This window comes from Pseudomonas sp. X10 (assembly GCF_054889225.1).
Genome location: NZ_CM142677.1, coordinates 3,533,741 through 3,560,423 on the forward strand (window position 1 = coordinate 3,533,741; position 26,683 = coordinate 3,560,423).

19 protein-coding genes are annotated in these 26,683 nt (G+C 63.9%); 13 read left to right on the forward strand and 6 right to left on the reverse strand.

Annotation, left to right across the window (positions count from 1 at the left end; all coding sequences use genetic code 11):
- Window positions 1-31 precede the first annotated feature (31 nt).
- Both ACYU03_RS16185 and ACYU03_RS16190 read left to right on the forward strand, forming a co-directional pair.
- Complete coding sequence (locus ACYU03_RS16185; RefSeq protein ID WP_461885664.1) at window positions 32-826, forward strand: endonuclease/exonuclease/phosphatase family protein; 795 nt, start codon at window positions 32-34, stop codon at window positions 824-826.
- Window positions 827-1,137: 311 nt separating this feature from the next.
- Window positions 1,138-2,214, forward strand: coding sequence for an autotransporter domain-containing protein (locus ACYU03_RS16190; protein ID WP_461885665.1), 1,077 nt, complete (start codon window positions 1,138-1,140; stop codon window positions 2,212-2,214).
- 118 nt (window positions 2,215-2,332) lie between these two features.
- Here ACYU03_RS16190 and glgB read toward each other — a convergent pair whose 3' ends face one another.
- From glgB to ACYU03_RS16205, 3 genes are all read right to left on the reverse strand, one after another.
- Entirely contained in the window at window positions 2,333-4,543 is a 2,211-nt protein-coding gene (glgB, locus tag ACYU03_RS16195) for a 1,4-alpha-glucan branching protein GlgB (RefSeq protein ID WP_461885666.1), read from the reverse strand.
- Complete coding sequence (gene treS, locus ACYU03_RS16200) at window positions 4,544-7,855, reverse strand: maltose alpha-D-glucosyltransferase (protein WP_461885667.1); 3,312 nt, start codon at window positions 7,853-7,855, stop codon at window positions 4,544-4,546.
- Between the two features lie 76 nt (window positions 7,856-7,931).
- Complete coding sequence (locus ACYU03_RS16205; RefSeq protein ID WP_461885668.1) at window positions 7,932-9,947, reverse strand: alpha-1,4-glucan--maltose-1-phosphate maltosyltransferase; 2,016 nt, start codon at window positions 9,945-9,947, stop codon at window positions 7,932-7,934.
- Between the two features lie 138 nt (window positions 9,948-10,085).
- Between ACYU03_RS16205 and ACYU03_RS16210 the strand changes: the two genes are divergently transcribed.
- A complete protein-coding gene (locus ACYU03_RS16210) occupies window positions 10,086-10,247 on the forward strand; it encodes a hypothetical protein (protein ID WP_461885669.1) in 162 nt (53 codons plus the stop codon).
- 109 nt (window positions 10,248-10,356) lie between these two features.
- Here the strand turns inward: ACYU03_RS16210 and ACYU03_RS16215 are convergent, their stop codons facing one another.
- Window positions 10,357-12,042, reverse strand: coding sequence for an AMP-binding protein (locus tag ACYU03_RS16215; RefSeq protein ID WP_461885670.1), 1,686 nt, complete (start codon window positions 12,040-12,042; stop codon window positions 10,357-10,359).
- A gap of 317 nt (window positions 12,043-12,359) precedes the next feature.
- Here ACYU03_RS16215 and ACYU03_RS16220 point away from each other — a divergent pair, with 317 nt between their 5' ends.
- The 4 genes from ACYU03_RS16220 (at window position 12,360) to ACYU03_RS16235 (ending at window position 18,032) form a co-directional block, all read left to right on the forward strand.
- Entirely contained in the window at window positions 12,360-13,523 is a 1,164-nt protein-coding gene (locus ACYU03_RS16220; RefSeq protein ID WP_461885671.1) for an isovaleryl-CoA dehydrogenase, read from the forward strand.
- Between the two features lie 124 nt (window positions 13,524-13,647).
- Window positions 13,648-15,252 (forward strand): carboxyl transferase domain-containing protein, encoded by a 1,605-nt coding sequence (locus ACYU03_RS16225; protein ID WP_461885672.1) that lies wholly within the window; start codon window positions 13,648-13,650, stop codon window positions 15,250-15,252.
- Between the two features lie 3 nt (window positions 15,253-15,255).
- Window positions 15,256-16,074 (forward strand): gamma-carboxygeranoyl-CoA hydratase, encoded by an 819-nt coding sequence (locus tag ACYU03_RS16230; RefSeq protein WP_461885673.1) that lies wholly within the window; start codon window positions 15,256-15,258, stop codon window positions 16,072-16,074.
- Complete coding sequence (locus tag ACYU03_RS16235; RefSeq protein ID WP_461885674.1) at window positions 16,071-18,032, forward strand: acetyl/propionyl/methylcrotonyl-CoA carboxylase subunit alpha; 1,962 nt, start codon at window positions 16,071-16,073, stop codon at window positions 18,030-18,032. The genes ACYU03_RS16230 and ACYU03_RS16235 overlap by 4 nt, the downstream gene beginning before the upstream one ends.
- 68 nt (window positions 18,033-18,100) lie before the next feature.
- Here the strand turns inward: ACYU03_RS16235 and ACYU03_RS16240 are convergent, their stop codons facing one another.
- Complete coding sequence (locus tag ACYU03_RS16240) at window positions 18,101-18,754, reverse strand: LexA family protein (RefSeq protein WP_461885675.1); 654 nt, start codon at window positions 18,752-18,754, stop codon at window positions 18,101-18,103.
- A gap of 130 nt (window positions 18,755-18,884) precedes the next feature.
- Here ACYU03_RS16240 and ACYU03_RS16245 point away from each other — a divergent pair, with 130 nt between their 5' ends.
- The 5 genes from ACYU03_RS16245 (at window position 18,885) to ACYU03_RS16265 (ending at window position 24,090) form a co-directional block, all read left to right on the forward strand.
- Window positions 18,885-19,217 carry a DUF6124 family protein gene (locus tag ACYU03_RS16245; protein ID WP_461885676.1) on the forward strand — a complete coding sequence of 111 codons (333 nt, stop codon included), beginning with the start codon at window positions 18,885-18,887 and terminating at the stop codon, window positions 19,215-19,217.
- 445 nt (window positions 19,218-19,662) lie between these two features.
- The gene (locus ACYU03_RS16250; protein WP_461885677.1) at window positions 19,663-20,178 is read left to right on the forward strand and encodes a DUF4880 domain-containing protein; all 516 of its coding nucleotides are present in this window, start codon (window positions 19,663-19,665) and stop codon (window positions 20,176-20,178) included.
- An 84-nt stretch (window positions 20,179-20,262) separates the two neighbouring features.
- The gene (locus tag ACYU03_RS16255) at window positions 20,263-21,411 is read left to right on the forward strand and encodes a M14 family metallopeptidase (RefSeq protein WP_461885678.1); all 1,149 of its coding nucleotides are present in this window, start codon (window positions 20,263-20,265) and stop codon (window positions 21,409-21,411) included.
- Between the two features lie 58 nt (window positions 21,412-21,469).
- Window positions 21,470-21,874, forward strand: a complete 405-nt coding sequence (locus tag ACYU03_RS16260; RefSeq protein WP_461885679.1) for a DUF2946 family protein — start codon at window positions 21,470-21,472, stop codon at window positions 21,872-21,874.
- Between the two features lie 65 nt (window positions 21,875-21,939).
- Window positions 21,940-24,090 (forward strand): TonB-dependent receptor, encoded by a 2,151-nt coding sequence (locus ACYU03_RS16265; RefSeq protein WP_461885680.1) that lies wholly within the window; start codon window positions 21,940-21,942, stop codon window positions 24,088-24,090.
- Between the two features lie 105 nt (window positions 24,091-24,195).
- Here ACYU03_RS16265 and ACYU03_RS16270 read toward each other — a convergent pair whose 3' ends face one another.
- Complete coding sequence (locus ACYU03_RS16270) at window positions 24,196-25,002, reverse strand: outer membrane protein OmpK (protein WP_461891481.1); 807 nt, start codon at window positions 25,000-25,002, stop codon at window positions 24,196-24,198.
- Window positions 25,003-25,657: 655 nt separating this feature from the next.
- Here ACYU03_RS16270 and ACYU03_RS16275 point away from each other — a divergent pair.
- Window positions 25,658-26,674: an ABC transporter substrate-binding protein gene (locus tag ACYU03_RS16275; protein WP_461885681.1), complete on the forward strand. Its 1,017-nt coding sequence runs from the start codon at window positions 25,658-25,660 to the stop codon at window positions 26,672-26,674.
- Window positions 26,675-26,683 lie beyond the last annotated feature (9 nt).

The following is a 26,683-nucleotide window of genomic DNA, read 5'->3' on the forward strand; positions in this document are numbered from 1 at the left end:
CAGGCTAGACCGCCACTACCCAGGAGCCACCGTGAACCTCGAAGCCGGCAGTCCAGGTTTCGCAGCCGTCAGCCAGGCCCCGGCCGTGCACCGGGTGCGCGTGCTGACGGTCAACACCCATAAGGGCTTCACAGCCTTCAACCGCCGCTTCATCTTGCCGGAGCTGCGCGAGGCGGTACGCAGTACCCAGGCCGACATCGTCTTCCTCCAGGAAGTGCTCGGCAGCCACGACCGCCATGCCGCCCGCTATCCCGGCTGGCCGAAGACCTCGCAGTACGAGTTCCTCGCCGACAGCATGTGGAGCGACTTCGCCTACGGGCGCAACGCCGTCTACCCAGACGGCCACCACGGCAACGCCCTGCTGTCCAAGTACCCGATCATCGAGCATCGCAACCTCGACGTGTCGATCACCGGCCCCGAGCGTCGCGGCCTGCTGCATTGCATCCTCGATGTGCCCGGCCAACAAGAAGTACATGCCATCTGCGTGCACCTGTCGTTGCTGGAAAGCCATCGGCAGAAACAGCTGCACCTGCTCGGCAAACTGCTCGACTCCCTGCCCGCCGGCGCGCCGGTGATCATCGCCGGCGACTTCAACGACTGGCAACTGCGCGGCAACCGCACCCTGGGCCGCCAGCGCGGCCTGCACGAAGCCTTCGAACGTCATCATGGCCTGCTCGCCCGCACCTACCCAGCGCGCCTGCCGCTACTGCGCCTGGACCGCATCTACCTGCGCAACGCCGATAGCCATGCACCGCAAATCCTCGGGCACAAACCTTGGACCCACCTTTCCGATCACCTGCCGCTGGCGGTAGAGGTACGGCTTTAGCAATGATTCGGCATAGCCACGGACGCCTAAAGAACCACCTCGGCTATAGCCAATTAAAAAAGCTTTATATTCAGTGAATTAAACCGCCAAACAGCTTTACAACGGTTATTTCACACTTTCTTGACGCCCGCTGTGTCCTCTCCTTAGCTTCACATAATGCTATCGCTGAAAAAATCGCTCCGGCGCCTCTATCTCGCGGCTTTGCACGCGGGCACGGCTCCGGCGTGCTGGTTTGGGTCGCCCTCTGCTGCGCCGCACAGCTCGTGACATCAGGCCAGGTCCTTGGCTGTAACACACAGAGGAGAACCGCCATGAAAAAAACGTCGAACCCTTCGGGCTTTGAGTACGTTTTCTATGCGGTTTCCACGTCGCTGCTTCTGGCAACCCCAGTGGAAACCCATGCCCTAGACCAGAAAGACAACGACCCTTTCGCCAACCTGCTGCAACAGCAGGCGATGCCGCAGCTGTCGCTCGAACCCGTGAGCGTCGGGGGCCTGGGCCTGAGTACCCTGAGCGCCTTTTCCGAGCAATTGGCCGAACGCCACGCACAGCCGGTGCCGGACCAGATCGCCAGCCAGTGGGCGCAGTTCTTCCCCGGCACGCCCAAACCAGGTGCACCGGCCCCGGCACGCCTGGAGGCACCCAACCAGCAGTTGCAGATCGGCCCGGAGCTGTTCGTACGTGAAACCAGCGGCGGCAATATCCACCGCGCCGGGATCTTCGTTGGCCACAGCAGCCTGCAGAGTGGCTTCAACGGTATGAAACCGCAGTTGGGGGACAAGCAGAAAAACGCCGTCAACCTCAGTGGCGAAAGCCTGGGGGTGTACTGGAGCATGACCCATGACCAGGGTTGGCACCTGGACGCGGTCGCCATGGGCACGCGCTTCGACATCAACGGCCGGAACGAGAGCGGCCAGCGCCTGGACGACAGCGGCCATGCGGTGACCCTCTCGGTGGAAGGCGGCTACCCCATCGGCCTGGGAGCCAACTGGGTGATAGAGCCCCAGGCACAGGTGATCAATCAACAATTCTTCCCCGGCAGCCAAGCCCATGCCGAAACCCTGCAGGCCTTCGACAACCAGCCGAACTGGAGCGGCCGGGTCGGCGCCAAGCTGTCGGCACGCTATGAAGTGCGCGGCATGCCTATCGAACCCTTTGTGCGCACCAACGTCTGGTACGACTTCAACAATGCCGAGACAGTGAAGCTGGACAAGGTCGACAAGATCAGCAGCGGACGTAACTCCACGACCGTGGAGTTGGGATTGGGCCTGGTGGCGAGGATCACACCCACGGTGGCGCTGTTCGTCAGCGCCGACTACAGCAGTGACGTGGATGACAATGACCTCAATGGATTGATCGGCAGCCTTGGCGTGAGGATGCGTTGGTAAGGGAAAGGAGGTGTATTGCCAGTGCAGGCCCAATCACAGCGGTTCGGCGCCCCGACAAGCCAGCTGGGTCCCTGCATACCTCATGCAGAGCCTTGGAGCTGGCTTGTCGCTTGATCCGTCACTGCGGCTTCATCACCAACACGCCCAACGGTGGCAGGTTCAGTGCCAGTGACAGCGGTTGCCCATGGCTGGGCAGCGCCTCGCTGGCCACGGCGCCGAGGTTGCCGACGTTGGAACCGGCATAGCTCTCGGCATCGCTGTTGAGCAACTCCTGCCACTGTTCGCCGAACGGCACGCCGATGCGGTAGCCCCCACGCGGCACGGGGGTGAAGTTGGCCACCACCAGCAACGGCTCGCCCTCGCAGCTCCAGCGCAGCCAAGCGTAGACGCTGTTGTGCGCATCATCGCCGATCAGCCACTGGAAACCCTCGGCCTGGCAGTCCTGCTCATGCAGGGCCGGTAGCTCGCGGTATAGGCGGTTGAGGTCGCTGACCAGGCGTTGCACGCCCTGGTGCTCGGAATACTGCAACAGGTACCAGTCCAGTTCGCTGTCATGGTTCCACTCGCGCCACTGGCCGAACTCGCAGCCCATGAACAGCAACTTCTTGCCCGGATGGGTCCACATGAAGGTCAGGTAGGCGCGCAGGTTGGCGAACTTCTGCCAGCGGTCGCCAGGCATCTTGTCGATCAGCGAGTGCTTGCCATGCACCACCTCGTCATGGGAGATCGGCAGGATGAAATGCTCGGAGTAGGCATAGATCAGCCCGAAGCTCATCTCGTTGTGGTGGTAGGTGCGGTGGATCGGGTCGTTCTGCATGTAGTGCAGAGTGTCGTGCATCCAGCCCATGTTCCACTTGTAGGCAAACCCCAGGCCGCCCTGCTGGGTGGGCTGGCTGACACCCGGCCAGGCCGTGGATTCCTCGGCGATGATCAGGCTGCCCGGAGCCTCCAGGGCGACCACGTCGTTGAGCTGGCGCAGGAAGTCGATCGCCTCCAGGTTCTCCCGGCCGCCGTGGCGGTTGGGCACCCATTCGCCGGCCTTGCGCGAGTAGTCGCGGTACAACATCGAGGCCACCGCATCGACGCGTAGGCCGTCGATGTGGAAGTGCTTGAGCCAATGCAGCGCCGAGGCCAGCATGAAGCCGCGCACTTCATTGCGGCCCAGGTTGTAGATCAGGGTGTCCCAGTCCTGGTGGAAGCCCTCCAGCGGATTGGCGTACTCGTACAATGCCGTGCCGTCGAAACGGGCCAGACCATGTTCGTCAGTGGGAAAATGCGCCGGCACCCAGTCGAGGATCACGCCGATGTCGGCCTGGTGGCAGGCATCGACAAAGGCGGCAAAGTCCTCTGCCGTACCATAGCGCGCCGTGGGCGCGAACAGCGACAGCGGCTGGTAGCCCCAGGACCCGCCAAAAGGGTGCTCCATGATCGGCATCAGCTCGATATGGGTGAAGCCCATCTGCTGCACATAGGGCACCAGGCGCTCGGCCAGTTCATGCCAGTTGTAGAAACGCGCCACCTCGCCGACATCGTCCAATTCGCAGCGCCAGGAGCCAGCGTGCAACTCGTAGATGGACAGCGGCGCGTTGTAGGCGTGGCGCTCGCCACGCGCCTGCATCCAGGCCTGGTCCTGCCACTCATGACCCAGGGGGCCGGCCACCCGCGAGGCGGTGCTGGGCGGCAGTTCGGTGGCGCGAGCCAGCGGGTCGGCCTTGAGCGGCAACACGCCGTCCTGGCCCAGGACCTCGAACTTGTAGGCCTCGCCAATACCCAGGCGCGGCACGAACAGCTCCCAGACCCCAGCGTCATGGCGCAAACGCATGAGATGCCGGCGACCGTCCCAATTGTTGAAGTCGCCGACCACCGACACCCGCCGGGCATTCGGCGCCCACACCGAGAAGCACACACCATCGATGCCATCGGCCTGCGCCGGCTGGGCGCCGAAACGCCCGGACAGGTCGCGGTGATTGCCTTCGGCGAACAGGTACAGGTCCATCTCGCCAAGCTGCGGGCCAAAGCTGTAGGGGTCTTCGGTGATCTGCTCGCCGCCGGCCCAGGCGATCTGCAGCAGGTAGGGGTGCGCCTCGCCCAGATGGCCGGTGAACAGGCCCGGCAACGAGCCTTGCTCCAGCTCGGCGAGCAGGTGACCGTCATGCTGGGCCAGCAGGCGCACGCTCAGGGCATTGGGCAGGTAGGTACGGACGAACAGGCCCCCTGCACCATCCGGGTGCGGGCCCAGGACAGCGAACGGGTCGGCGTGCTCGGCGCGGGCCAGGGCATCGATGTCCCGTTGCCGAAGGCCGCCGTTCTCACGCGAGGTTGCACTCATTTATGACTCTCCCCAAGTACTGATCAGTCCATGCAAGCCATGCAAAGGCACGGCCAGCCAACTCGGCCGGTTCTCGGCTTCATACAGGATCTCGTAGGCTGCCTTTTCCAGGCAGAACAATTCCAGCGCGGCACGCTCGCCTTCAGCCTGTTCCCAGGCATGGGGCATGGCGGCGGTGGCCAGTCCGTAGGCCTCGACGAAGGCCTGCCGGGACTGGTGCAGATACAGGCGGGCCACCCGCTGACGCGCCTGGCGCGCCGCCTCGGACAGGTCCACCGCCGAGGCGCTGCGCAGGATCATTGCAGCAGCATAGTCGAAGGAGCGCAGCACACCGCTGACATCCTTGTACGGGCTGTGCCTGGCGCGGCGCTCGTCGAGCGGCCGGGCCGGTTCACCCTCGAAGTCGATCAGGTAGGCATCGCCCTGCACTACCAACACCTGGCCCAGGTGCAGGTCGCCATGTACGCGCATCAGCAGGCCACCCTGGGCTTGCTTGGCGAGGTGCTCGGCATGCTGGGCCAGCCCGTCGCGCTGTTGCTGCAAGTCGTCGACCAGCGCCTGGCTGTCGCGGTCCAGGCTGTCGCGGTGCTGGGCCAGCAGGTCGAGGGCCAGGCTGAGTTCGGCGCTGATCTGCCGGCCCCAGCGCTCACTGTCGGCCGCGCTACTGGCTCGCGGCTGGAACGCCGGATCATTGCTCGGCGCCGCCAGCAACAGATGCATCTCGCCCAGGCGCTGGCCGAGCAAGGCGGCGAAGCCGGTCAATTCTTCAAGCGCGTCGGTGTGCGCGTCGGGTTCGGCACTGGGGGGTTCCATCTCGTCACGGATGGCCCGCTCCAGGGTGTTCTGGGTCCAGCTCCAGGCATCGCCCTGGTTGCTCAGGTAACCCTGGGCGATCATCAGCAGGTGCGGCTCGCCCTGCTCATCGACACGGCTGACCCAACCCAGCAGGGGCGAAATATTGGCGAAGCCTGCAGCAGTCAGGTAGGCGCTCATTTCCAGTTCCGGGTGCACGCCCGAGTTGACCCGGCGGATCAACTTGAGTACCAGGCTGTCGCCGACCACCACCGAGCTATTGGACTGCTCGGCGCTCAGGTAGCGCACTTCACTGTCTTCGCCCAGATTCAGTTCGGCCAGTTGCCCAGTGCTTTCGAAGCGCAATTCGCCAGCATCGCTCGGTAGGTAAGTGCGGTCCTGGCAGGCACGCAGCACGGCACGGATGAACGGTTCGAGGACGAAGGCGTCGGTGATGAAGCCGACTTGGCGGCCGCGGCGCACCCGGGCCAGAGCCAACTGCTGAGGCAAGGCGCTGTTGATCTGCTCTTCGCTGATCAGCCCGAAAGGCAGTTGGTAGTGGCTAGTCTGGCCACCGCCCTGTACCTCGACTTCGCTGAGCAGCACCGGGTTGGCCGCCGAGCCGAAGCGAACCCCATAGCGGATGCGCACCTGGTCGATACGCGCCTCCTTGCCGGCGAACCAACGCCGCTTGGGCAGGTACTGGGGCAGGATGGTGTCTTGCAGGGTGTCACGGGAGGGTGCGTCGAGCAGCTCTTCCATGCGCTTCTTCAGCACCAGGGTGGTGAACTCCGGCAGGCTCTGGGTCTGCTCCACGTGCCAACTGGGCATGCGGTCGCGCGGTGCCAGGAGGAACCAATAGAAACCGTAGGGCGGCAAGGTCAGCAGAAACGGCAACTGGCCGATGGGCGGGAAGGCACTGCCACCGAGCATCTCCACAGGCACGCTGTCGGCATATTGCGACAGCTCCAGTTCCGCCGCCTGGGCTGCCCGCGAAACGTTGGCGACGCAGAGGATGATATCGGTCTGGCCGTTGTCGTCGGTGTATTCGCGCAGGTAGGCCAGGATGCGGCGGTTGCTGGGGGTCAGCATCTTCAAGCTGCCGCGACCAAAGGCCTTCTGCTGCTTGCGCACCGCCAGCAAGCGGCGATTCCAGTTGAGCAGCGAGTGCGGGTCGTGGGACTGGGCTTCGACGTTCACCGACTGATAGCCATACAGCGGGTCCATGATCGGTGGCAGCACCAGGCGCTGGGGCTCGGCCCGGGAGAAACCGCCATTGCGGTCCAGCGACCACTGCATCGGGGTGCGCACGCCGTCGCGGTCCCCCAGGTAGATGTTGTCGCCCATGCCGATTTCATCACCGTAGTACAACGTCGGCGTGCCCGGCATCGACAGCAACAAACTGGTCAGCAGCTCGATCCTGCGCCGGTCGCGCTGCAGCAAGGGCGCCAGGCGCCGGCGGATGCCCAGGTTGATGCGTGCGCGGCGATCTTCGGCGTAGTAGTTCCACAGGTAGTCGCGTTCGCGGTCGGTGACCATCTCCAGGGTCAGTTCATCATGGTTGCGCAGGAAGATCGCCCATTGGCAATTGGCCGGGATCTCCGGGGTCTGGCGCAGGATGTCGGTGATCGGGAAGCGGTCCTCCATGGCCAGGGCCATGTACATGCGCGGCATCAGCGGGAAGTGGAAGGCCATGTGGCATTCGTCGCCCTCACCTTCGCCGAAATAGGGCCGGGTGTCCTCGGGCCATTGGTTGGCCTCGGCCAGGAGCATGCGGTCGGGGTAGTTGGCATCGATCTCGGCGCGAATGGCCTTGAGCACTTCGTGGGTCTCAGGCAGGTTCTCGTTGTTGGTGCCGTCGCGCTCGATCAAATAGGGGATGGCATCCAGGCGCAGGCCATCGACGCCCAGGTCGAGCCAGTAGCGCATCACCCCGATCACTGCCTTCATCACCTGAGGGTTGTCGAAGTTCAGGTCCGGCTGGTGCGAATAGAAACGGTGCCAGAAGTACTGGCCGGCGACCGGGTCCCAGGTCCAGTTGGACTTCTCGGTATCGAGGAAGATGATCCGCGTGCCGTCGTACTTCTGGTCGCTGTCGGACCACACGTAGAAGTCCCGGGCCTTGCTCCCCGGCTTGGCGTAGCGGGCCCTCTGGAACCAGGGATGCTGGTCGGAGGTATGGTTGATGACCAGTTCGGTGATCACCCGCAGGCCACGTTTGTGCGCCTCGGCGATGAAGCGCCTGGCGTCGGCCAGGGTGCCGTAGTCGCTGTGCACCGCCTTGTATTCGGCAATATCGTAGCCGTCGTCGCGCCGGGGTGAGGGATAGAACGGCAACAGCCAGAGGGTGTTGACGCCCAGGTCGGCGATGTAGTCGAGCTTGGCGATCAACCCCGGGAAGTCGCCGATGCCGTCGTTGTTCGAATCGAAGAAGGACTTGACGTGTACCTGATAAATCACCGCGTCCTTGTACCAGAGCGGGTCGTCGATGAAGGCTGCCGGGCGGGTACGCTTGGCCATGTTCGACTCCTTTCTCGTGCGCTGCTTTAGGCGCTATTGCATTGGCTTTTAACTTGCGGCTTGAAACGTGAAGCTTTCAGCTGCGACTGATCCGCCAGATGCCGAACGGCAAGTGCCAGGGTTCGATGCGCATCCATTGGGTCTTACCGTGCCAGGTCCAGCGGTGGCCACTCATCAGGTCTTCACCGTAGGTGTCGGCGTTGTCGTCCAGGCCCAGTTCCCACAGGGGCAGCTCGAAGTGCGCTTCCTGGGCGTTGTGCGGGTCGAGGCTGACGGCGATCAGGACGAAATTGTCCTTCTCGGCGGTGCGTTTGCCGAAGTAGAGGATGTTGTCGTTCCAGCAGTTGTAGAAGGCGGTGCCCAGGTGCGTCTGCAGCGCGCGGTTCTGCCGACGGATGCGGTTGAGCTGGGCGATCTCGGCAATGATGTTGCCGGGCTGGGTGAAGTCCCGCGGACGGATCTCGTACTTCTCCGAGTCCATGTATTCCTCCTTGCCCGGCAGCGGTGTGGACTCGCACAGCTCGAAGCCCGAATACATGCCCCAAAGGCCTGAGCCCATGGTGGCCAGGGCGGCACGGATGAGAAAGCCGGCGCGGCCGGAATCATGCAGGAAGAACGGGTTGATATCCGGCGTGTTGACGAAGAAGTTCGGCCGGTAGCAGTCGCGCCAGGGCGGCTGGTTGAGCTCTTCGAAGTAGCTGCGCAGTTCCTCCTTGGTATTGCGCCAAGTGAAATAGGTGTAGCTCTGGGCGTAGCCGACCTTGCCCAGGCGCGCCATCATCGCAGGCTTGGTGAAGGCCTCGGCGAGGAAGATCACGTCCGGGTAGCGGCTACGCACGTTGGCGATCAACCATTGCCAGAACGGCAGCGGCTTGGTGTGCGGATTGTCGACACGGAAGGTCCTGACCCCCTCCTCCACCCAGCCGACCACCACGTCGCGCAGGGCCAGCCACAGCGAGGGCACGGCCTCGGCGGCGTAGAAGTCGACATTGACGATGTCCTGATACTTTTTCGGCGGGTTCTCGGCATAGCGGATGCTGCCGTCCGGGCGCCAACTGAACCAACCAGGGTGCTCTTTGAGCCAAGGGTGGTCCTGGGAGCACTGGATAGCGAAATCCAAGGCGATCTCCAGCCTGTGCTCGGCGGCAGCGGCCACCAGGCGGCGGAAGTCCTCGCGGCTGCCCAGTTGCGGATGGATCGCGTCATGCCCACCTTCCTCGCTGCCAATCGCGTATGGGCTGCCCGGATCTCCCGGCTCGGCCAGCAAGGCGTTGTTGCGGCCCTTGCGATGGCGCATGCCGATGGGATGGATCGGCGGAAAGTAGAGCACGTCGAAGCCCATGTCGCGGATCATCGGCAGGCGCTGGTGCACATCGTTGAACGTGCCGTGACGCTGGGGGGAGTCGGTGATCGAACGGGGGAACAGCTCGTACCAGCTGGCGAACAGCGCCCGCTCGCGGTCCACGTCCAGGGGCAGTTCGGCGCTGCGGGTCAGGTAGGTGCGGTGCTCGGCCTCGGCCATCAGCAAGGCGGTATCGGGGTGCAGCAGCACAGTCACCTGCTCGGCCAGCGGCAGGCCGGGCAAGCGTTGCTGCAGCGTTTGCAAGCGCTCGCGCAGCAGCCCTTCGCTGCGCTCGATGCCCTGGCCCAGCAACAGCCGGCCCTCTTCCAGCTCCAGGTTCACGGCCACGCCGGCGTGGTACTTCTTCTCCAGGTCGTGGCAATAGGTGGCGTAGGGGTCGATCCAGGCCTCGATGCTGAACAGGTGCAGACCCAGCCCCAGCGGGGTGAACTCGGCCTGCCAGAGGTCATTGCCCAGCGCCTGCATCGGCACGCAATGCCAGCGCTGGCTGTGGGCCTGGCGCCAATTGAGCATGACCGCCAGGCGGTCATGGCCATCCACATAGACTTTGCTGCTGACCACGACAGGCTGCCCGCTGACCGCCTTAGCGGCGAAGGTGCCGCCATCGAGCACCGGTTGGGTGTCCTCGATCACGATGCGTGGCGCCAGCAAGGCCTGGGACAGGCTCACAGCCTGGTCCGGGTGGTCATTCGCCATGGGCACGCTTTCAAAGGGCTCATTACGGGACATCGAACCTTGCTCCGTTTAGCTGTGGCGGTAAGAGTTCAGAGCCGGAGAGCCTGCGGGGGGTTCAATAAAAATGAGCGAATGGCGCCTGCCAGGGTCGAAGCCTGCAGTACCCCTCTACTCACCACGCGAGGTCAGGCCATGAACATTCCCATTCCACCGGAAACGCCAGATCCCAACATCGACGACCCCGACCTGCCGCCGCCCGGGCCGGACGAGACGCCTGACGACGAGCCGGTCAAACCGAGCGAGCCGCCGCCCGTGGGGGATCCACCGAGCCAGGAGCCACCGGTGAAAGCCTAAGGATAGACAAGGATAGAGAGATGGCCGGGGTGAGGCAGACATCTTTGACCGCCCTCACCGGCCTCTTCGCCGGCTTGCCCGGGAAGAGGCCGACGCAACCAACGGAGGGTCAGGCCTGATGCGGCAAGCCGTTCAACTCTTCGATACTGATCTCACGCATCCGAAACTTCTGCACCTTGCCCGTCACCGTCATCGGAAATTCCTCGACGAAGCGGTAGTGCCTCGGCACCTTGAAATGGGCGATCCGCGCCTTGCACCAGGCCTGCAGCTCTTGCGCTGATGCACTATGCCCTGGGTGCAATTTGATCCAGGCCACGATCTCTTCGCCATATTTGCTGCACGGAATCCCGATCACCTGCGCATCGGCCACCGCTGGGTGGGTGTAGAAGAACTCCTCCAGCTCACGCGGATAGATGTTCTCGCCACCGCGGATGATCATGTCCTTGTTGCGCCCGACGATGCGCACATAGCCCGCCTCGTCCATCACCGCCAGGTCGCCAGTGTGCATCCAGCGGGCCGGGTCGATGGCATCGGCGGTCGCCTGAGGGTTGTCCCAATAGCCGAGCATGACGCTGTAGCCCCGGGTGCAAAGCTCGCCGATCTGCCCACGCGGAACGATGCAGCCGTGCTCGTCGATCAACTTGCTCTCCAACTGCGGCTGGGTGCGCCCGACGGTGGTCACGCGCAGTTCCAGGTCGTCATCGGGGCCGGTCTGCAGGGACACCGGGCTGGTCTCGGTCATGCCGTAGGCAATCTGCACTTCGCTCATATGCAACTGGTCGATCACCCGGCGCATCACTTCGATCGGACAGGTGGCACCGGCCATGATGCCGCTGCGCAGGGTCGAGAGATCGAGGTGGGTGCGTGATGGGTGATCGAGCATGGCGATGAACATGGTCGGCACACCATAAAGGATGGTGCCACGCTCACTGGCCACGGCCTGCAGGGTCAACTCAGGGTCGAAGGCGTCGTTGGGGTAGATCATGGTGGTGCCGTGGGTGATGCACCCCAGGTTGCCCATGACCATGCCGAAGCAGTGGTACAGCGGCACCGGGATAACCATGCGGTCCTGCTCGCTCAAGCCCAGGCTTTCACCGACCATGAAACCGTTGTTGAGGATGTTGTAGTGGCTGAGAGTGGCGCCCTTGGGCGCACCGGTGGTGCCGGAGGTGTACTGGATATTCACGGGCTGGTCGAACTGCAGGCTCTGCTGGCGCACCTCATAGGTGGCCAGGTCGGTGCTTTCGGCCCACTCGCCCAACTGCCGCCAGGGCAGAAAGCCTGCTGGTGGCTGCTGCGCCAGGCTGATCAACCCGCGCAACTGCGGGAAGCGCTCATTGCGCAACTGGCCCGGCGCCTGGCTGGCCAGCTCGGGCAGCAACTCAAGGAGCATGGCGTGGTAGTCGGACGTCTTGAAGGCGCCGGCGCAAACCAGCCAGCGGCAACCCGACTGGCGCAGCACGTAGTCCAGCTCGCCGCTCCGGTAGGCTGGATTGATGTTGACCAGGATGGCGCCGACCTTGGCACTGGCCAGTTGCAGAATGCACCACTCGGCGCAGTTGGGCGCCCAGATGCCCAGCCGGTCGCCGCTGGCAAGGCCCAGCGCCATCAGCGCGCGGGCATGGCGGTCGACCTGTTCGGCCAGTTCCCGCCAGCTGTAGCGCTGCTGCTGATGCCGCACCACCAGTGCCTCGCGCTCGGCATAGCGCGCCACCGTACGGTCGAATGCCTGGCCAATGGTCAGGGTCAGCAGGGGTTGGTCCTGGGGACCACGGGTATAGCTCGGTTGACTCATGGTTATCCCTTCTTGTGATTGTTCTGGGCATGACTGAAGCAAGCGGACACTACTCTGGCCTAGATTTACGTTAACGTAAAGGTCACAGGGTGATTGACAGTATACGGACGCAGGTTTACGTTAACGTAAAGGTGAAAACAGTGCCGGACTTCCAGGCACGCACCTCCTTGTAGGAGCGGGCTTGCCCGCGATGGCATCAGCAGGTTCAACATCGCTGTCTGACCTGACGCAATCGCGGGCCAGCCCACTCTTACAAGGGCCGGTGCAACGGCCATGAGCGACGGTGTGATCCAAATCCAAGAACAAAAGGTGCCCGCATGCATTACCCGACCCTGAACTTCGCCCTGGGCGAAACCATCGACATGCTCCGCGACCAGGTCCAGGCATTCGTGGCCAGCGAGCTGGCTCCCCGCGCCGCGCAGATCGACCAAGACAACCTGTTCCCAGCCGACATGTGGCGCAAGTTCGGCGACATGGGCCTGCTGGGCATCACCGTGCCGGAGCAATATGGCGGCGCAGGCCTGGGCTACCTGGCCCATGTGGTGAGCATGGAAGAGATCAGCCGCGGCTCGGCCTCGGTCGCCCTCTCCTACGGCGCCCACTCCAACCTGTGCGTCAACCAGATCAACCGCAACGGCAGCCATGAGCAGAAGCTCAAGTACCTGCCCAAGCTGATCAGCGGCGAACACATCGGCGCCCTGGCCATGAGCGAGCCGAACGCCGGTTCCGACGTGGTGTCGATGAAGCTGCGCGCCGAAAAGCGCGGCGACCGCTACGTGCTCAACGGCAGCAAGACCTGGATCACCAATGGCCCAGACGCCAACACCTACGTGATCTACGCCAAGACCGACCTGGACAAGGGCCCCCACGGCATCACCGCGTTCATCGTCGAACGTGATTGGAAAGGCTTCAGCCGCAGCAACAAGTTCGACAAGCTGGGCATGCGCGGCTCCAACACCTGCGAGCTGTTCTTCGACAACGTCGAGGTGCCGGAAGAAAACATCCTCGGTCAGCTCAATGGCGGCGTGAAGGTGCTGATGAGCGGCCTGGACTACGAGCGCGTGGTGCTCGCTGGCGGCCCGACCGGGATCATGCAGGCCTGCATGGACCTGGTGGTGCCTTACATCCATGACCGCAAGCAGTTCGGCCAAAGCATCGGCGAGTTCCAGCTGATCCAGGGCAAGATCGCCGACATGTACACCCAGCTCAACGCCAGCCGCGCCTACCTGTACGCCGTGGCCCAGGCCTGCGACCGTGCCGAGACCACCCGCAAGGACGCCGCCGGGGTCATCCTTTACACCGCCGAACGCGCCACCCAGATGGCCCTGGAGGCGATCCAGATCCTCGGCGGCAACGGCTACATCAACGAATTCCCGGCTGGCCGCCTGCTACGCGACGCCAAGCTCTACGAGATCGGCGCTGGCACCAGCGAAATCCGGCGGATGCTGATCGGCCGCGAACTGTTCAATGAGACGCGCTAAACGCGCCCAAGCTGCACGCTGCACGCGACAAAAAAAGCATCGCGGCGTGCTGCAGATATGCGTTAACACTGATCAATTGGCAGCTTGACGCTTGAAGCTCGAAGCGGCTGCGCCGGGAGCAAAGATGATTCTGAAATCACAGCTAAATCCAAGATCGCCAGAGTTCGCCCAGAACGCGGCCAGCATGGCGGCCCAGGTCGAAGAGCTGCGCTCGCTGCTCGCCCAGGTCAGTCTGGGCGGTGGGCCCAAGGCCCAGGAGCGGCACACCTCGCGTGGCAAACTGTTGCCGCGCGAGCGCATCGACCGCCTGCTCGATGCCGGCTCGCCCTTTCTCGAGATCGGCCAGTTGGCCGCCCATGAGGTGTATGGCGAAGATGTGCCCGCCGCCGGCCTGATCGCGGGCATCGGCCGCATCGAAGGAGTCGAATGTATGATCGTGGCCAACGACGCCACGGTCAAAGGCGGCTCCTACTACCCACTGACCGTGAAGAAGCACCTGCGTGCCCAGACCATCGCCCTGCAGAACCGCCTGCCCTGCGTCTACCTGGTGGACTCCGGTGGCGCCAACCTGCCGCGCCAGGATGAGGTGTTCCCGGACCGCGAGCACTTTGGGCGGATCTTCTTCAACCAAGCCAACATGAGCGCCCTGGGCATCGCCCAAATCGCCGTGGTGATGGGCTCGTGCACCGCCGGCGGCGCCTATGTGCCGGCGATGGCCGACGAAGCGATCATGGTCCGCCAGCAGGCGACCATCTTCCTCGCCGGCCCGCCCCTGGTGAAGGCCGCCACTGGCGAAGTGGTCAGCGCCGAGGACCTGGGCGGCGCCGACGTGCACTGCCGCACCAGCGGCGTGGCCGACCATTATGCCGACAACGACGAACATGCCCTGGCCCTGGCCCGACGCAGCGTCGCCAACCTCAACTGGCACAAGCTCGGCAAGCTCCAGCAGCAGACACCGATCGCCCCGCTGTATGACGCCGAGGAGCTGTACGGCGTGGTGCCGGCCGATGCCAAGCAACCCTTCGATGTGCGCGAGGTGATCGCCCGCCTGGTCGACGGCTCGGTGTTCGACGAGTTCAAGGCTCTGTTCGGCACCACCCTGGTGTGCGGCTTCGCCCACCTGCACGGCTATCCGGTGGCCATCCTGGCCAACAACGGCATCCTGTTCGCCGAGGCGGCGCAGAAAGGTGCGCACTTCATCGAGCTGGCCTGTCAGCGCGGTATTCCGCTGCTGTTCCTGCAGAACATCACCGGCTTCATGGTCGGCAAGAAGTACGAGGAAGGCGGCATCGCCAAGCACGGCGCCAAGCTGGTCACGGCCGTGGCCTGTGCCCAGGTGCCGAAGTTCACGGTGATCATCGGCGGCAGCTTCGGCGCCGGTAACTACGGCATGTGCGGCCGCGCCTACGACCCGCGCTTCCTGTGGATGTGGCCCAACGCACGGATCGGCGTGATGGGCGCCGAACAGGCTGCCGGGGTGCTGGCGCAGGTCAAGCGCGAACAGAGCGAACGCAGCGGCCAGGCCTTCAGCGCCGAGGACGAGGCGCGGCTCAAGCAGCCGATCCTCGACCAGTACGAGCGCCAGGGCCACCCCTACTACTCCAGCGCCCGCCTGTGGGACGACGGCGTCATCGACCCCGCGCAAACCCGCGACGTGCTCGGCCTGGCGTTGTCCGCCGCGCTGAACGCCCCGATCGAACAGAGCCGTTTCGGCATTTTCCGGATGTGACCCATGAGCGACTTCAGCACCCTTGAACTGGTCAAGGACCCTCGTGGCTACGCCACTCTCTGGCTGAGCCGGGAAGACAAGAACAACGCCTTCAACGCGCAGATGATCCGCGAGCTGATCCTGGCCATCGACCAGGTCGGCGGCGACGCCAGTCTGCGCTTTCTCCTGTTGCGTGGCCGCGGCCGGCATTTCAGCGCCGGAGCCGACCTGGCCTGGATGCAGCAGTCGGCCGAGCTGGACTACAACACCAACCTGGACGACGCCCGCGAACTGGCCGAACTGATGTACAACCTGGCCCGCCTCAAGGTGCCTACCCTGGCGGTGGTCCAGGGCGCAGCCTTCGGTGGCGCCCTGGGCCTGATCAGTTGCTGCGACATGGCCATCGGCGCCGAAGACGCGCAACTGTGCCTGTCGGAGGTGCGCATCGGCTTGGCCCCGGCGGTGATCAGCCCCTTCGTGGTCCAGGCCATGGGCGAGCGTGCCGCACGCCGCTATGCCCTGACCGCCGAGCGCTTCAGCGGCCTGCGTGCCCGCGAGCTGGGCCTGCTGGCCGAGGCCTACCCGGCCACCGAGCTGGAACAGCAGGTCCAGGCCTGGGTCGACAACCTCCTGCAGAACAGCCCTCAGGCCATGCGCGCCAGCAAGGAGCTGCTGCGCGAGGTCGGCCCAGGCGAACTGACCCCTGCCCTGCGCCGCTACTGCGAGAATGCCATCGCCCGCATCCGGGTCAGCGCCGAAGGCCAGGAAGGCCTGCGCGCCTTCCTGGAAAAACGCCAACCTGCCTGGCAGGCCACCGCCACCCACAAGGAGCCTCGTCCATGAGCCAACCCACGCTGACCACCCTGCTGGTCGCCAACCGTGGCGAGATCGCCTGCCGGGTCATGCGCACCGCCAAGGCCCTGGGCCTGACCACGGTCGCGGTGCACAGCGCCATCGACCGTGACGCCCGGCACAGCCGCGAGGCCGACATCCGCGTCGACCTGGGCGGGGCCAAGGCAGCCGAAAGCTACCTCGACGTCGCCAAGCTGTTGGCCGCGGCCAAGGCCAGCGGCGCCCAGGCCATCCACCCCGGCTACGGTTTTCTCTCGGAGAACGCCGACTTCGCCCGCGCCGTGGAACAGGCCGGGCTGATCTTCCTTGGACCACCGGCCAGCGCCATCGATGCCATGGGCAGCAAGTCGGCGGCCAAGGCATTGATGGAGAATGCCGGGGTGCCGCTGGTGCCGGGCTACCACGGCGAGGCCCAGGACCTTGAAACCTTCCGCGCCGCCGCCGAACGCATCGGCTACCCGGTACTGCTCAAGGCAAGCGCTGGCGGTGGCGGCAAGGGCATGAAGGTGGTCGAGGACGAAAGCCAGCTCGCCGACGCTCTGGCCTCGGCCCAGCGTGAGGCGCAATCGTCGTTCGGCGATGCGCGCATGCTGGTGGAGAAGTACGTGCTCAAGCCGCGCCATGTGGAGATCCAGGTATTCGCCGACCAGCATGGCAACTGTCTGTACCTCAACGAACGCGACTGCTCGATCCAGCGCCGGCACCAGAAGGTGGTCGAGGAAGCGCCCGCCCCCGGGCTCTCTGCCGAACTGCGTCAGGCCATGGGCGAGGCCGCAGTGCGGGCGGCCCAGGCCATCGGCTATGTCGGCGCCGGCACCGTGGAGTTTCTGCTCGACGCCCGTGGCGAATTCTTCTTCATGGAGATGAACACCCGCCTGCAGGTCGAGCACCCGGTCACCGAGGCCATCACCGGCCTTGACCTGGTGGCCTGGCAGATCCGCGTAGCCTGCGGCGAGGCCCTGCCCATCAGCCAGGCGCAAGTGCCGCTCAATGGCCACGCCATCGAAGTGCGCTTGTATGCCGAGGACCCGGCCAACGAGTTCCTGCCGGCCACCGGCACCCTGGCGCTGTACCGCGAGTCCACGCCAGGCGCAGGAAGACGGGTCGACAGCGGGGTCAACGAAGGCGACAGCATCTCGCCCTTCTACGACCCGATGCTGGGCAAACTGATCGCCTGGGGCGAAGACCGCGAACAAGCACGCCTGCGGCTGCTGGCCATGCTCGATGAGTTCGCCATTGGCGGGCTGAAGACCAATATCGGCTTCCTGCGGCGCATTCTCGCCCACCCGGCCTTTGCCGCCGCGGAACTGGACACCGGCTTCATTCCGCGTCACGAGGCCCAGTTGCTGCCCGCCGCCAGCGCACTGCCCGTCGCGTTCTGGGAGGCCGCGGCGCAAGCCTGGCTGCAGAGCCAGCCCGCCCTGCAGCGCGGCGATGACTCCAACTCGCCCTGGGCCCAGGTCAACGGCTTGCGCCTGGGCCTGCCAGCGCGCACCAGCCTGCACCTGAGCTGTGACGGCGAGGATCAGGCCCTGGGCCTGGAGCAGACCGCGCCTTCGTCCTACCAGTTGAGCGGCGAGCAGTTGTGTCACGACCAGGACGGCGTGCGCCGCCGCCACCTGGCGGTCCGCCGTGGCCAGATCCTGTACCTGCAATGGGACGGCGAACTGCACGCGATCACCGCCTTCGACCCGATTGCCGAGGCCGAAGCCAGTCACAGCCACCAAGGCGGCCTCGGCGCGCCCATGAACGGCAGCATCGTGCGGGTGCTGGTGGAGGTGGGGCAAGCGGTCGAGGCCGGCACGCCGCTGGTGGTGCTCGAGGCCATGAAGATGGAGCACAGTATCCGCGCCCCCCACGGCGGGACGGTCAAGGCGCTGTTCTGCCAGGAGGGGGATATGGTCAGTGAAGGGGCGGCGCTGGTAGAGGTCGAAGCCTTGGCGGACTAGTCGCGGGGAGCACGTTCAAGGCAGGCGCCAGCATCAGCCGACGCTGGCGCCTGCAAGTGCCATGCCTCTCAGAGCCTGGCGTGCGCCCGCACCACTACGCCAAGAAACTCACAGCCCTCTTCGCACAGCACGGTTGGGTAACGGGTATTGAGCGGCCTGAGCAAACGCTCACCACCGTCCTCGATCAACTGACGAAACACCGCTGGCTTGCCGGGCTGGCGAGCGATGACCAGCTTGCCATGGACGGCCTCCAACCCCGTGTCTACCAGGATCAGCATGCCCTCCGATACGCTCTTGCCACTCAGCGCGGTCATCGCGTCGTTTTCAACGGGCAGCCAGTACGCCTTGCCCTCGGCCGCGTAATCCGTCTGCTCGTACCGTTCGGTTTCGCTCGGCAGCGGCTTCTGCAGGTCCGCCCAGGCCAGTACGGGAAAACGGAAGCTCACGTAACGCAGCAGCTCAGTTGGCAATGAACGGTCATCGGCGTATGACCCGCTCGACTCGCCGATCACACCGCGGCCGACCACCATCACCTGGGCCTCCAGATGAAACATACCCAGTTTGACCAGCGCTTCGTTGATCGTCTCGAGAGTGGGTTTGCGCGTACCCCGCAGCCAATGCCCCACCCCGCCCTGGGTCATGCCCAGGCGCTCGGCGAGCTTGTCTTGCGAGAGCTTGTGCTCACGTTTGTATCGCGTGAGAAATCCGATCCAGTTTTCCATCGCTGGAACAATACGGGCTGTACTGAAGCGCTCAATACACACTCGGTATTATTTTATAGAACATACATAGTACAGATTGATCTATGCTCGGCATTCACTACCCAGAAAGTGAAGGCAAACAGGTATCAGGATGAAACTCACGAAAAAATCAGAAACAGAACTGGACAGCGAAGCGGCACGCCGCGCACTCGACTACTACCTCAACCCCACCCCGGTCAGCCCCAACCCGGACCAGATGCTCTGGACCCTGCGCGACGACGTGACAGCCGAACAGGCCGGTACCCATGCCCTGGACCTACTGCGCTGCGCAGCCGCCACCGCGCACGAGACCGGCACCCATCTACAGGGCTCGACAAGAGAATTGATGTTCGCATTGATGCACATGATCAACATGGCCAGGGCCCTGCTCGACCAGAGGCAAGCCACGCAGGATGCGTTTCACGGGCAAGGGCAATTGGATTAAGCGAAGGGAGAGCGTGATGGCCGGCATCCGGCAAAGCCCCGATTGCCGGGACGGTGAGGGCACCGGAAAAACTTTTTTACCGGATAACTGAAAATTCATTTGACTGGCAAATGATAACGATTATTATTGCACTCAGCTGGTCGCGAGACCGGCTGGATAAACTGGAAGCCCTTAGGTCGGACTCTCAGATTATCTCCTCATCAGGCTAATCACGGTTTTTGACCCGGCTTTTTGCCGGGTCTTTTTTTTGGCTCTTCAGGCTAATGAAGATCGGTAACCGCTTGAATGGCGGCGATGATAGCAAAGGTGTGTCAGTCCGTGAATGGTTGTAACAACACTTTGCGCAATCAGCACTTGAGAATCAATCTCGTTAAGAATAAGCTTGCTGCAGCGTCAGGGAAGACGCCCCCAGGTCCTCCCTCCACCCCGAGCAAGGAGCTTGTCCATGTCCCGTCTGCTGCTGCCTCTTGAGCACCGTCCGCAACACACTCTGGACCTTTCCGAAGATGCCTTGCTGCAAGGGCTGCGAAAACTGCCCCGCCGCGTCCAGCAGGTGTTCTTGCTCAACCGCCTCGACCAACTCGACTTCGCCGCCATCTCCAAGCGCCTGGACATCCCACTGCTGACCCTCGAGCGCCACATGAACCAGGCCCTGCAAACCACCCGGGCGTCAGGCGATGCCCTGGCCAATATCGCTGGCCAATGGTATGTGCGCCTGCAAAGCCCGCAGGTGACCGCCAGCGAGCGTATCGACTTCCGTCGCTGGCTGGATGCCGCTCCCGAGCACCTGCACGCCTTCCACCAGACCGAACTGCGCTGGCGCAGCCTGCTCGCCCCGGCCCGGCAGTTGGGCCATGACGGCTGGTACCGGCAGCCGCGCGCTGCACTGTCTCTGGGTGGCTGCTCGATTGCCATTGGCCTGGGCCTGGCGGCACTGCTGGCGATAGGGTTCTGGGCCTGAGCCCATTTCATTCCCGGGAATGAAACATCAACGCCCCCTAGGGGGTGTAGAGTAGCGTCACAACAAAGCCACAGGAGCCTGGCAATGACCGTGACGCTGTCCCCGCTGCACATCGATTGCGATTTCGACGCTGGCAACATCCAGGTGCTGGACGTCGGCGACCCAAGCCGGGTGAGCCTGGCCATCCGCCCCGACACCCACAGCGATCACTACCAGTGGTTCTACTTCAAGGCCAGCGGCCTGACCCCGGGCCATACTCATCGCTTCAGCCTGGAAAACGCCGGCCAGTCTTCCTACAACAAGGCTTGGAGCGGCTATCAGGCCGTGGCGTCCTTTGACCAGCAACACTGGTTCCGCATCCCCAGCCAGTTCGACGGCCAGACATTGGTCTTCGAACTCCAAACCCGGGAAGAGCAAGCCTGGTTCGCCTACTTCGAGCCCTACCCCCGTGCCCGCCACAACCAGTTGATCGAGCGCGCCCGCCAACTGCCAGGCGTCGAGTTGCTGGCCACCGGGCGCAGCGTCCAGGGCCGCGACATCCCGCTACTGCGCGCTGGCGATGGCGCACCCGGCAAGCGCAAGCTGTGGATCATCGCCCAGCAGCACCCGGGCGAGCATATGGCCGAATGGTTCATGGAGGGCGTGATCGACCGCTTGCAAGGCAACGATGCGACCGTGCAGCAATTGCTCGCCGCCGCCGACCTCTACCTGATCCCCAACATGAACCCCGACGGTGCTTTCAATGGCCACCTGCGGACCAACTTCAAGGGCAAGGACCTCAACCGCGCCTGGCAGGACGCCAGCGTCGAACACACGCCTGAGGTGTTTTTCGCCCAGACCCAGATGAAACTACATGGCGTCGACCTGTTCCTGGATGTACATGGCGATGAGGAAATCCCCCATGTGTTCACCGCCGGCTGCGAAGGCAATCCAGGGTATACGCCGCGGCTGGCTGAACTGGAGTCGACCTTCCGCAAGACCTTGTGCAGCGTGACGCCCGACTTCCAGACCGTGCATGGCTACTCGTTGGACGCGCCCGGCAAGGCCAACATGACCCTGGCCTGCAATGCCGTGGGCCAAGCCTATGATTGCCTGTCACTGACCCTGGAGATGCCGTTCAAGGACCACAACGACGCCCCGAACGCAATCACCGGTTGGTCGGGCGAGCGCTCCAAGGCGTTGGCCGGAGCGGTGCTGGAAACCCTGGCGAAGATGGTTGGCATGCTGCGCTGACCCTTGGGGGGCCGCAGACCTGTGGGCGGCCTCACATCCCGGTGCTAGAATCGCCGCCATGAAACTTGCCCGCCAGGATCGCTCGCTGATTGCCTGGGCGCTGTACGCCAGCGTCCTGTTCAGCCTATTGGTTTGCGGCCTGCACCATGGGCAGATGGCCGGGCTGAGCCTGAGCGGCCTGGATGGCGCCTTCTGCTCGCTGACCGCGGACCATGGACCGAGTGTCGACCCGCAAGGGTCAGGCCCGGACGCCATGGCGCAGTTCAGTTGCCCGCTGTGCTCCTCCTTTGGCCTGGCAGTCATCGTCGACGGCCACGGCTGGACCCTAGGCCAGTTGCCTGGCACCAGCGTCGCTCCTATCGTCGTGCGCAGTTGGGCGCAACCGCCACCACGACAGCTATGGCCGTCGCTCAATCCCCGAGCCTCCCCGCACGACTTCCCCGCAGCAAACCCGACAGCCTGACCCAGGCCGGCCACGCCTTGCGTGCCGCCTGGGCCAGCCATGACCTTTTTGCGTGGAAATAAACAATGATTCGCAACACCTCACTGGTGCTCCTGCTGGGCACCTGCAACCTTGCCTGGGCCGATCACGCGCCCCTGGAACTGAACGCCCTGACCATCGACGGCGAACGAGACAAGCCCTCCGGCCTGCAACTCGACGAGCCGATAAAGACCGGCTCGCGCCTGGGGCTGACCGCGCGGGAAACACCCGCCTCGGTCAGCGTCTCGGACCGCAGTATCATCGAGCAGCGTGGCGCCAAGGACACCCAAGACGTGATCAACGCCATGACCGGCGTCAACGCCTCGGCCAACCCCGGCTACGGCGGCTTCGTGGCCTACCGGGGCTTCACCCAGAACCAGGTCACCCAGCTCTACAACGGCATCAACCTGGGCTACAGCAGCGCCACTCGGCCGGTGGACGCCTGGGTCATCGACCGCGTCGAACTGATCGGCGGCCCCTCCTCCTTCCTGCATGGCGCCGGTGCCGTCGGCGGCTCGATCAACTACATCACCAAGCTGGCCAGCCGTGACAGCCAGGTCATCGACGGCCGTGTGCGCTACGGCAGCTTCAACGAGTCGGAAGTGGCCTTCGGCATCAACCAGGCCCTAGGCGACCCGGCCGACGCACATCACTTCATGCGCCTGGACTTCAGCCGTGGCAACAGCAACGGCTACATCGATCGCAACAAGCGCGAGACCAACAGCTTCGCCTTCTCCCTGCTCAGCGACCTGACCCCGGACCTGAGCCATACCCTGGCCGTCGAGTATCTGGAAGACCGCGAAGACAGCCCCTACTGGGGCTCCCCGGTGCGCAGGAGCGGCGGCGGCACGATGAAGATCGACAAGAGCCGCCGCTTCGAGAACTACAACGTCGGCGACGGCCGCTATGAGCAGAGGGTACGCTGGCTGCGCTCGATCCTCGACTACCGACTCAGCGACAGCACCAGCCTGCAGAACACGATCTACCACTACAACGCCCAACGCGACTACCGCAACCTGGAATCCTACAGCTACAACAGCGCCGGCAACGTCGTGCGCTCGGGCCCCTACCTGCAGCGCCATGACCAGAACGTGCTGGGCGACCGCCTGGAACTGCGCCACGACAACCAGCTGTTCGGCCTGGCCAGCCAATGGTCGCTGGGCCTGGATTACTCGCGCATGCGCCAGACCTTGCACCCAACCTCCGCCAGTTGGAGCGACGTGGTCGACCCAGACCACTTCGACCCCGGCAGCTTCGACGACATCCCTGGCGTCAATGCCGGCCTGACCAAGCAGCGCCGGCACGAGATCACCACCCAGGCGGTATTCCTGGAAAACCGCCTCGCCTTGACCGAGCGCCTGTCCCTGCTCACCGGCCTGCGCTACGACCACCTGGACATGGAAGTGACCAACTACGGCGCCGTGACACCCACCAGCCCGGCCTTCTTCGAGCGCCGCTGGGAGCCACTCAGCGGCCGCATCGGCGTGGTCTACGAACTGACCCCGTCGGCCAACCTCTACCTGCAATACAGCACCGCCGCCGACCTGCCGGCCGGCTCGCTGGCCTCGGCCACCTACTCCAACGTCGGCTTGTTCGACCTGTCCAAGGGTGAACAATGGGAAGCCGGCAGCAAGTTCGACTTCCTCGACGGGCGCGGCTCGGCCACCGTGGCCGTGTACCAGATCGTGCGGCGTGATTTTGCAGTGCGCGACTCCAGCAACCCCAACCTCACCGTCCAGGCCGGCAAACAGACCTCACGCGGCGTCGAACTGGCCGGCAAGCTGCAGATCACACCCAAGCTGCTGGCCGAAGCCAACTACGCCTATGTCGACGCCCAGTACGATGAATTCAACGAATCGGTGGGCGGCATCTCGGTCTCGCGCAAAGGCAACACCCCGATCAACGTGCCCGACAGCGTCGCCAACCTCTGGCTGGCCTACGACTTCACCCCAGCCTGGGCCGCCGGCGTGGATGCCCGCTACGTCGACTCGGTGTACGCCGACAACGCCAACACCCTCAAGGCCCCCGCCTACACTCTGTATGGCGCCTTCGCCCGCTACCGCCTGGACGAACACACCGCGATCACCGCGCGGGTGCGTAACCTGACCGATGAGGTGTATGCCAAGCAAGCGTATGGGGAGCAGTACTACATGGGGGCACCACGGAGTTTTGAGGTGGCGGTGGATATGCGCTTCTGAGGTAATCATCCGCAGTGTGCTGTATCCGGTGTCATAGGACGGTCGGATACAGCACGCAGGGCAACCTGCCTCGGTACGATCACGCCATGCAGTATACGGAGCCGCCTAGAAATGCACCTTGAGCAATGCGCTCACGGCGTTCTGGTCGGTAGGAAACCCATGGCTGTCTTCGATCCCGTATTTGTCGGACCAATAGTCCCACTCGATCCCGGCGTAGAAACGCGCTGGCGCTTGCCCAATGGCCTTGCCCACGTCGTACTTGATCTGCGGGTTGAAGTGAAAGCTCTTGGCCACGTAGTTCGAGGTGCCCTTGGTGCCCACATCGTTGACGTACCACTCCAGGTAGCCATCGAACAAAATGTCCGAGCGCCCGACCGGAATCGTCACCGCCCAGGTCGGGTTGATCTGCCACTGCCCTGACGCCTTGCCGGTGATGCCATCGGGCTTGCGGTAGTAGGTATTCAACGAGAAACGGTCGAAACCGGGCAGCTCCAGGTCTACGGCGGGCCCAAGCAGGTACTTGCGGTTGCGCCCCTCGCCACGCTCATAGGTGGCGGCGATCAACACATCCTTGACGATGCCGTAGCTCAGGTCCCGACCGCTGATCTTGCCCAGCGATAACCGCGGGGAAAACTCACCGTAATAGGTATGGCCGTCGTTACCGGACAGGCCGTTGGACCACTTGTTGTCGACGAACAGGAAGACATCGCCCCAGGTCCAGCCACTGACGTGCTCGAAGGTCACGGTTTGCTGAATGTCGTTGCCGGTGCCTTCGACTTTATAGTTGTGCCCATAGAGGTAGCTGAGGCTGTTATCGCTCCACAACAGCGGGCCCGCCTGAGCGCTTGCGCTGGCCATGGCGCAAAGTGGCAGGACACTGCGGCACAGCCAGGAAAGAGGGTTCGGTTTCATCTGCATCCCTTGGGTCATGATCATTGAGATTCACCGGCAAGGGATGCGCAGCAGCGGACGACCTCTCCCCTGGCCCCAGCTCGTGCCGAGGCGCCACCCTTGCCGGGTGTGCGGCGCTATGCCGCCAGAGCAATGTCCCATGCCATTTCTGGCACTGACCGCTTCTACTCGAGTCAGCACTAGCAGGGCTCGTGCCAACTGATCGGATACAAGCACCCATTGGATTGTGAGCAATTCAATCTGTTAATGAACACCCGTTAGGCGAGCATTGCGCACTCTATTAGCGCTCCGTACCCACGCCTTGCACCTTCTCGATTCACTTCACCGCTTCGGTCAGACGCTTGCGCACCGCAGCAGCCCGCATTCAGCCGCTTTCTGGAATTGGCATGCTTCTGGCTTTGTATCCCGGCGAGTAGAAGCGGTCAGTGCCAGAAATGGCATGGGGCATTGCTCTTGCGCCCTCTGGGGGGCGTACATCCGAGCGGATGTTTGAACGCGGCTTTGACAGCCACGGGCAAGAGAGAAGAGCCAACCGTGAATTCACGCCCTTGCGCCCCGTGCGCTCTTTCTCTTCCCACGTTCTCTCCGACCGGCTCCCTCGCTGGTGCGCCCATGTGGCGCGCGGCGGTTTTCGAATCGAGGTGGAGAACACATCATGAAAACTCGCTTTGCATTGGGTCGCTCGCTGCTGGTGGCCGCATTGCTCCCCACCGTCCTGACGATGGCTCCGCTGGCTGTGGCCAAGGACAAGGTGGTGCTGCTCACCTCCTGGTATGCCCAGGCCGAACAAGGCGGCTTCTACCAGGCCCTGGCCGATGGCTTGTACGAACAGGAGGGCCTGGACGTGACCATCCGCATGGGCGGCCCGCAGGTCAATGGCATGCAGTTGCTGGTCAGCAAGCAAGCCGACTTCATCGTCAACTACGACTTGCAGATCCTCAAAAGCGTGGAGCAAGGCCTGCCGGTGGTCGCGGTGGCCGCCGCCTTTCAGGGGGACCCGCAGGGGTTGATGACCCACGCGGACGTCAGCGGCCTGGATGGCCTGAGCGGCAAGCATGTGTTGGTGTCCACCTCGGGCCAACAAACCTGGTGGCCATGGCTCAAGGGCAAATACCAGTTGGCGGACAACCAGGCGCGGCCTTACACCTTCAACCTGCAGCCGTTTCTCGCCGACCCGGACACCGCCCAGCAGGCCTACGCCAGCTCGGAACTGTTCCAGGCCATGAAGGCCGGTGAGGCCCCCAACTTCTTCCTGTTCGCCGATGCCGGCTATCCACCCTACGGGTCCACCGTGGTCACTCGCCAGGACATCATCGAGCAGCACCCAGAGCGGGTCGAAGGTTTCGTGCGCGCCTCCATGGAGGGCTGGAAGCGCTATCTGGACAACCCTGCCGCCGGCAACGCGCTGATCAAGCGCGACAACCCCAACATGAGCGATGAGCTGCTGGCCTGGGGCGTTTCGACCCTCAAGCAGTATCGCCTGGTGACTGGCGGTGAGGCTGCGACCCACGGTATCGGCACGATGAACGACAGCCGCTGGCAAGCCACCCGCGATTTCATGGTCGAGGCCGGGCTGCTCGGCGCCTCCGCGCCCTGGCAGAAGGCCTTCACCACCCGCTTCGTACAAGGCCTGAACGTGCTGCCCACCGCCGAGCAAGCCGCCAGCCGCTGAACCCCATAA

What these genes read in the sequence shown, in the direction of transcription:
- ACYU03_RS16265 (WP_461885680.1), top strand. Translation starts at nt 21,940, where the DNA reads ATGATTCGCAACACCTCACTGGTGCTCCTGCTGGGCACCTGCAACCTT.
- ACYU03_RS16270 (WP_461891481.1), bottom strand. Translation starts at nt 25,002, where the DNA reads ATGAAACCGAACCCTCTTTCCTGGCTGTGCCGCAGTGTCCTGCCACTT.
- ACYU03_RS16230 (WP_461885673.1), top strand. Translation starts at nt 15,256, where the DNA reads ATGAGCGACTTCAGCACCCTTGAACTGGTCAAGGACCCTCGTGGCTAC.
- ACYU03_RS16235 (WP_461885674.1), top strand. Translation starts at nt 16,071, where the DNA reads ATGAGCCAACCCACGCTGACCACCCTGCTGGTCGCCAACCGTGGCGAG.
- ACYU03_RS16245 (WP_461885676.1), top strand. Translation starts at nt 18,885, where the DNA reads ATGAAACTCACGAAAAAATCAGAAACAGAACTGGACAGCGAAGCGGCA.
- glgB (WP_461885666.1), bottom strand. Translation starts at nt 4,543, where the DNA reads ATGAGTGCAACCTCGCGTGAGAACGGCGGCCTTCGGCAACGGGACATC.
- ACYU03_RS16250 (WP_461885677.1), top strand. Translation starts at nt 19,663, where the DNA reads ATGTCCCGTCTGCTGCTGCCTCTTGAGCACCGTCCGCAACACACTCTG.
- ACYU03_RS16220 (WP_461885671.1), top strand. Translation starts at nt 12,360, where the DNA reads ATGCATTACCCGACCCTGAACTTCGCCCTGGGCGAAACCATCGACATG.
- ACYU03_RS16215 (WP_461885670.1), bottom strand. Translation starts at nt 12,042, where the DNA reads ATGAGTCAACCGAGCTATACCCGTGGTCCCCAGGACCAACCCCTGCTG.
- treS (WP_461885667.1), bottom strand. Translation starts at nt 7,855, where the DNA reads ATGGCCAAGCGTACCCGCCCGGCAGCCTTCATCGACGACCCGCTCTGG.
- ACYU03_RS16205 (WP_461885668.1), bottom strand. Translation starts at nt 9,947, where the DNA reads ATGTCCCGTAATGAGCCCTTTGAAAGCGTGCCCATGGCGAATGACCAC.
- ACYU03_RS16210 (WP_461885669.1), top strand. Translation starts at nt 10,086, where the DNA reads ATGAACATTCCCATTCCACCGGAAACGCCAGATCCCAACATCGACGAC.
- ACYU03_RS16225 (WP_461885672.1), top strand. Translation starts at nt 13,648, where the DNA reads ATGATTCTGAAATCACAGCTAAATCCAAGATCGCCAGAGTTCGCCCAG.
- ACYU03_RS16240 (WP_461885675.1), bottom strand. Translation starts at nt 18,754, where the DNA reads ATGGAAAACTGGATCGGATTTCTCACGCGATACAAACGTGAGCACAAG.
- ACYU03_RS16260 (WP_461885679.1), top strand. Translation starts at nt 21,470, where the DNA reads ATGAAACTTGCCCGCCAGGATCGCTCGCTGATTGCCTGGGCGCTGTAC.
- ACYU03_RS16190 (WP_461885665.1), top strand. Translation starts at nt 1,138, where the DNA reads ATGAAAAAAACGTCGAACCCTTCGGGCTTTGAGTACGTTTTCTATGCG.
- ACYU03_RS16255 (WP_461885678.1), top strand. Translation starts at nt 20,263, where the DNA reads ATGACCGTGACGCTGTCCCCGCTGCACATCGATTGCGATTTCGACGCT.
- ACYU03_RS16275 (WP_461885681.1), top strand. Translation starts at nt 25,658, where the DNA reads ATGAAAACTCGCTTTGCATTGGGTCGCTCGCTGCTGGTGGCCGCATTG.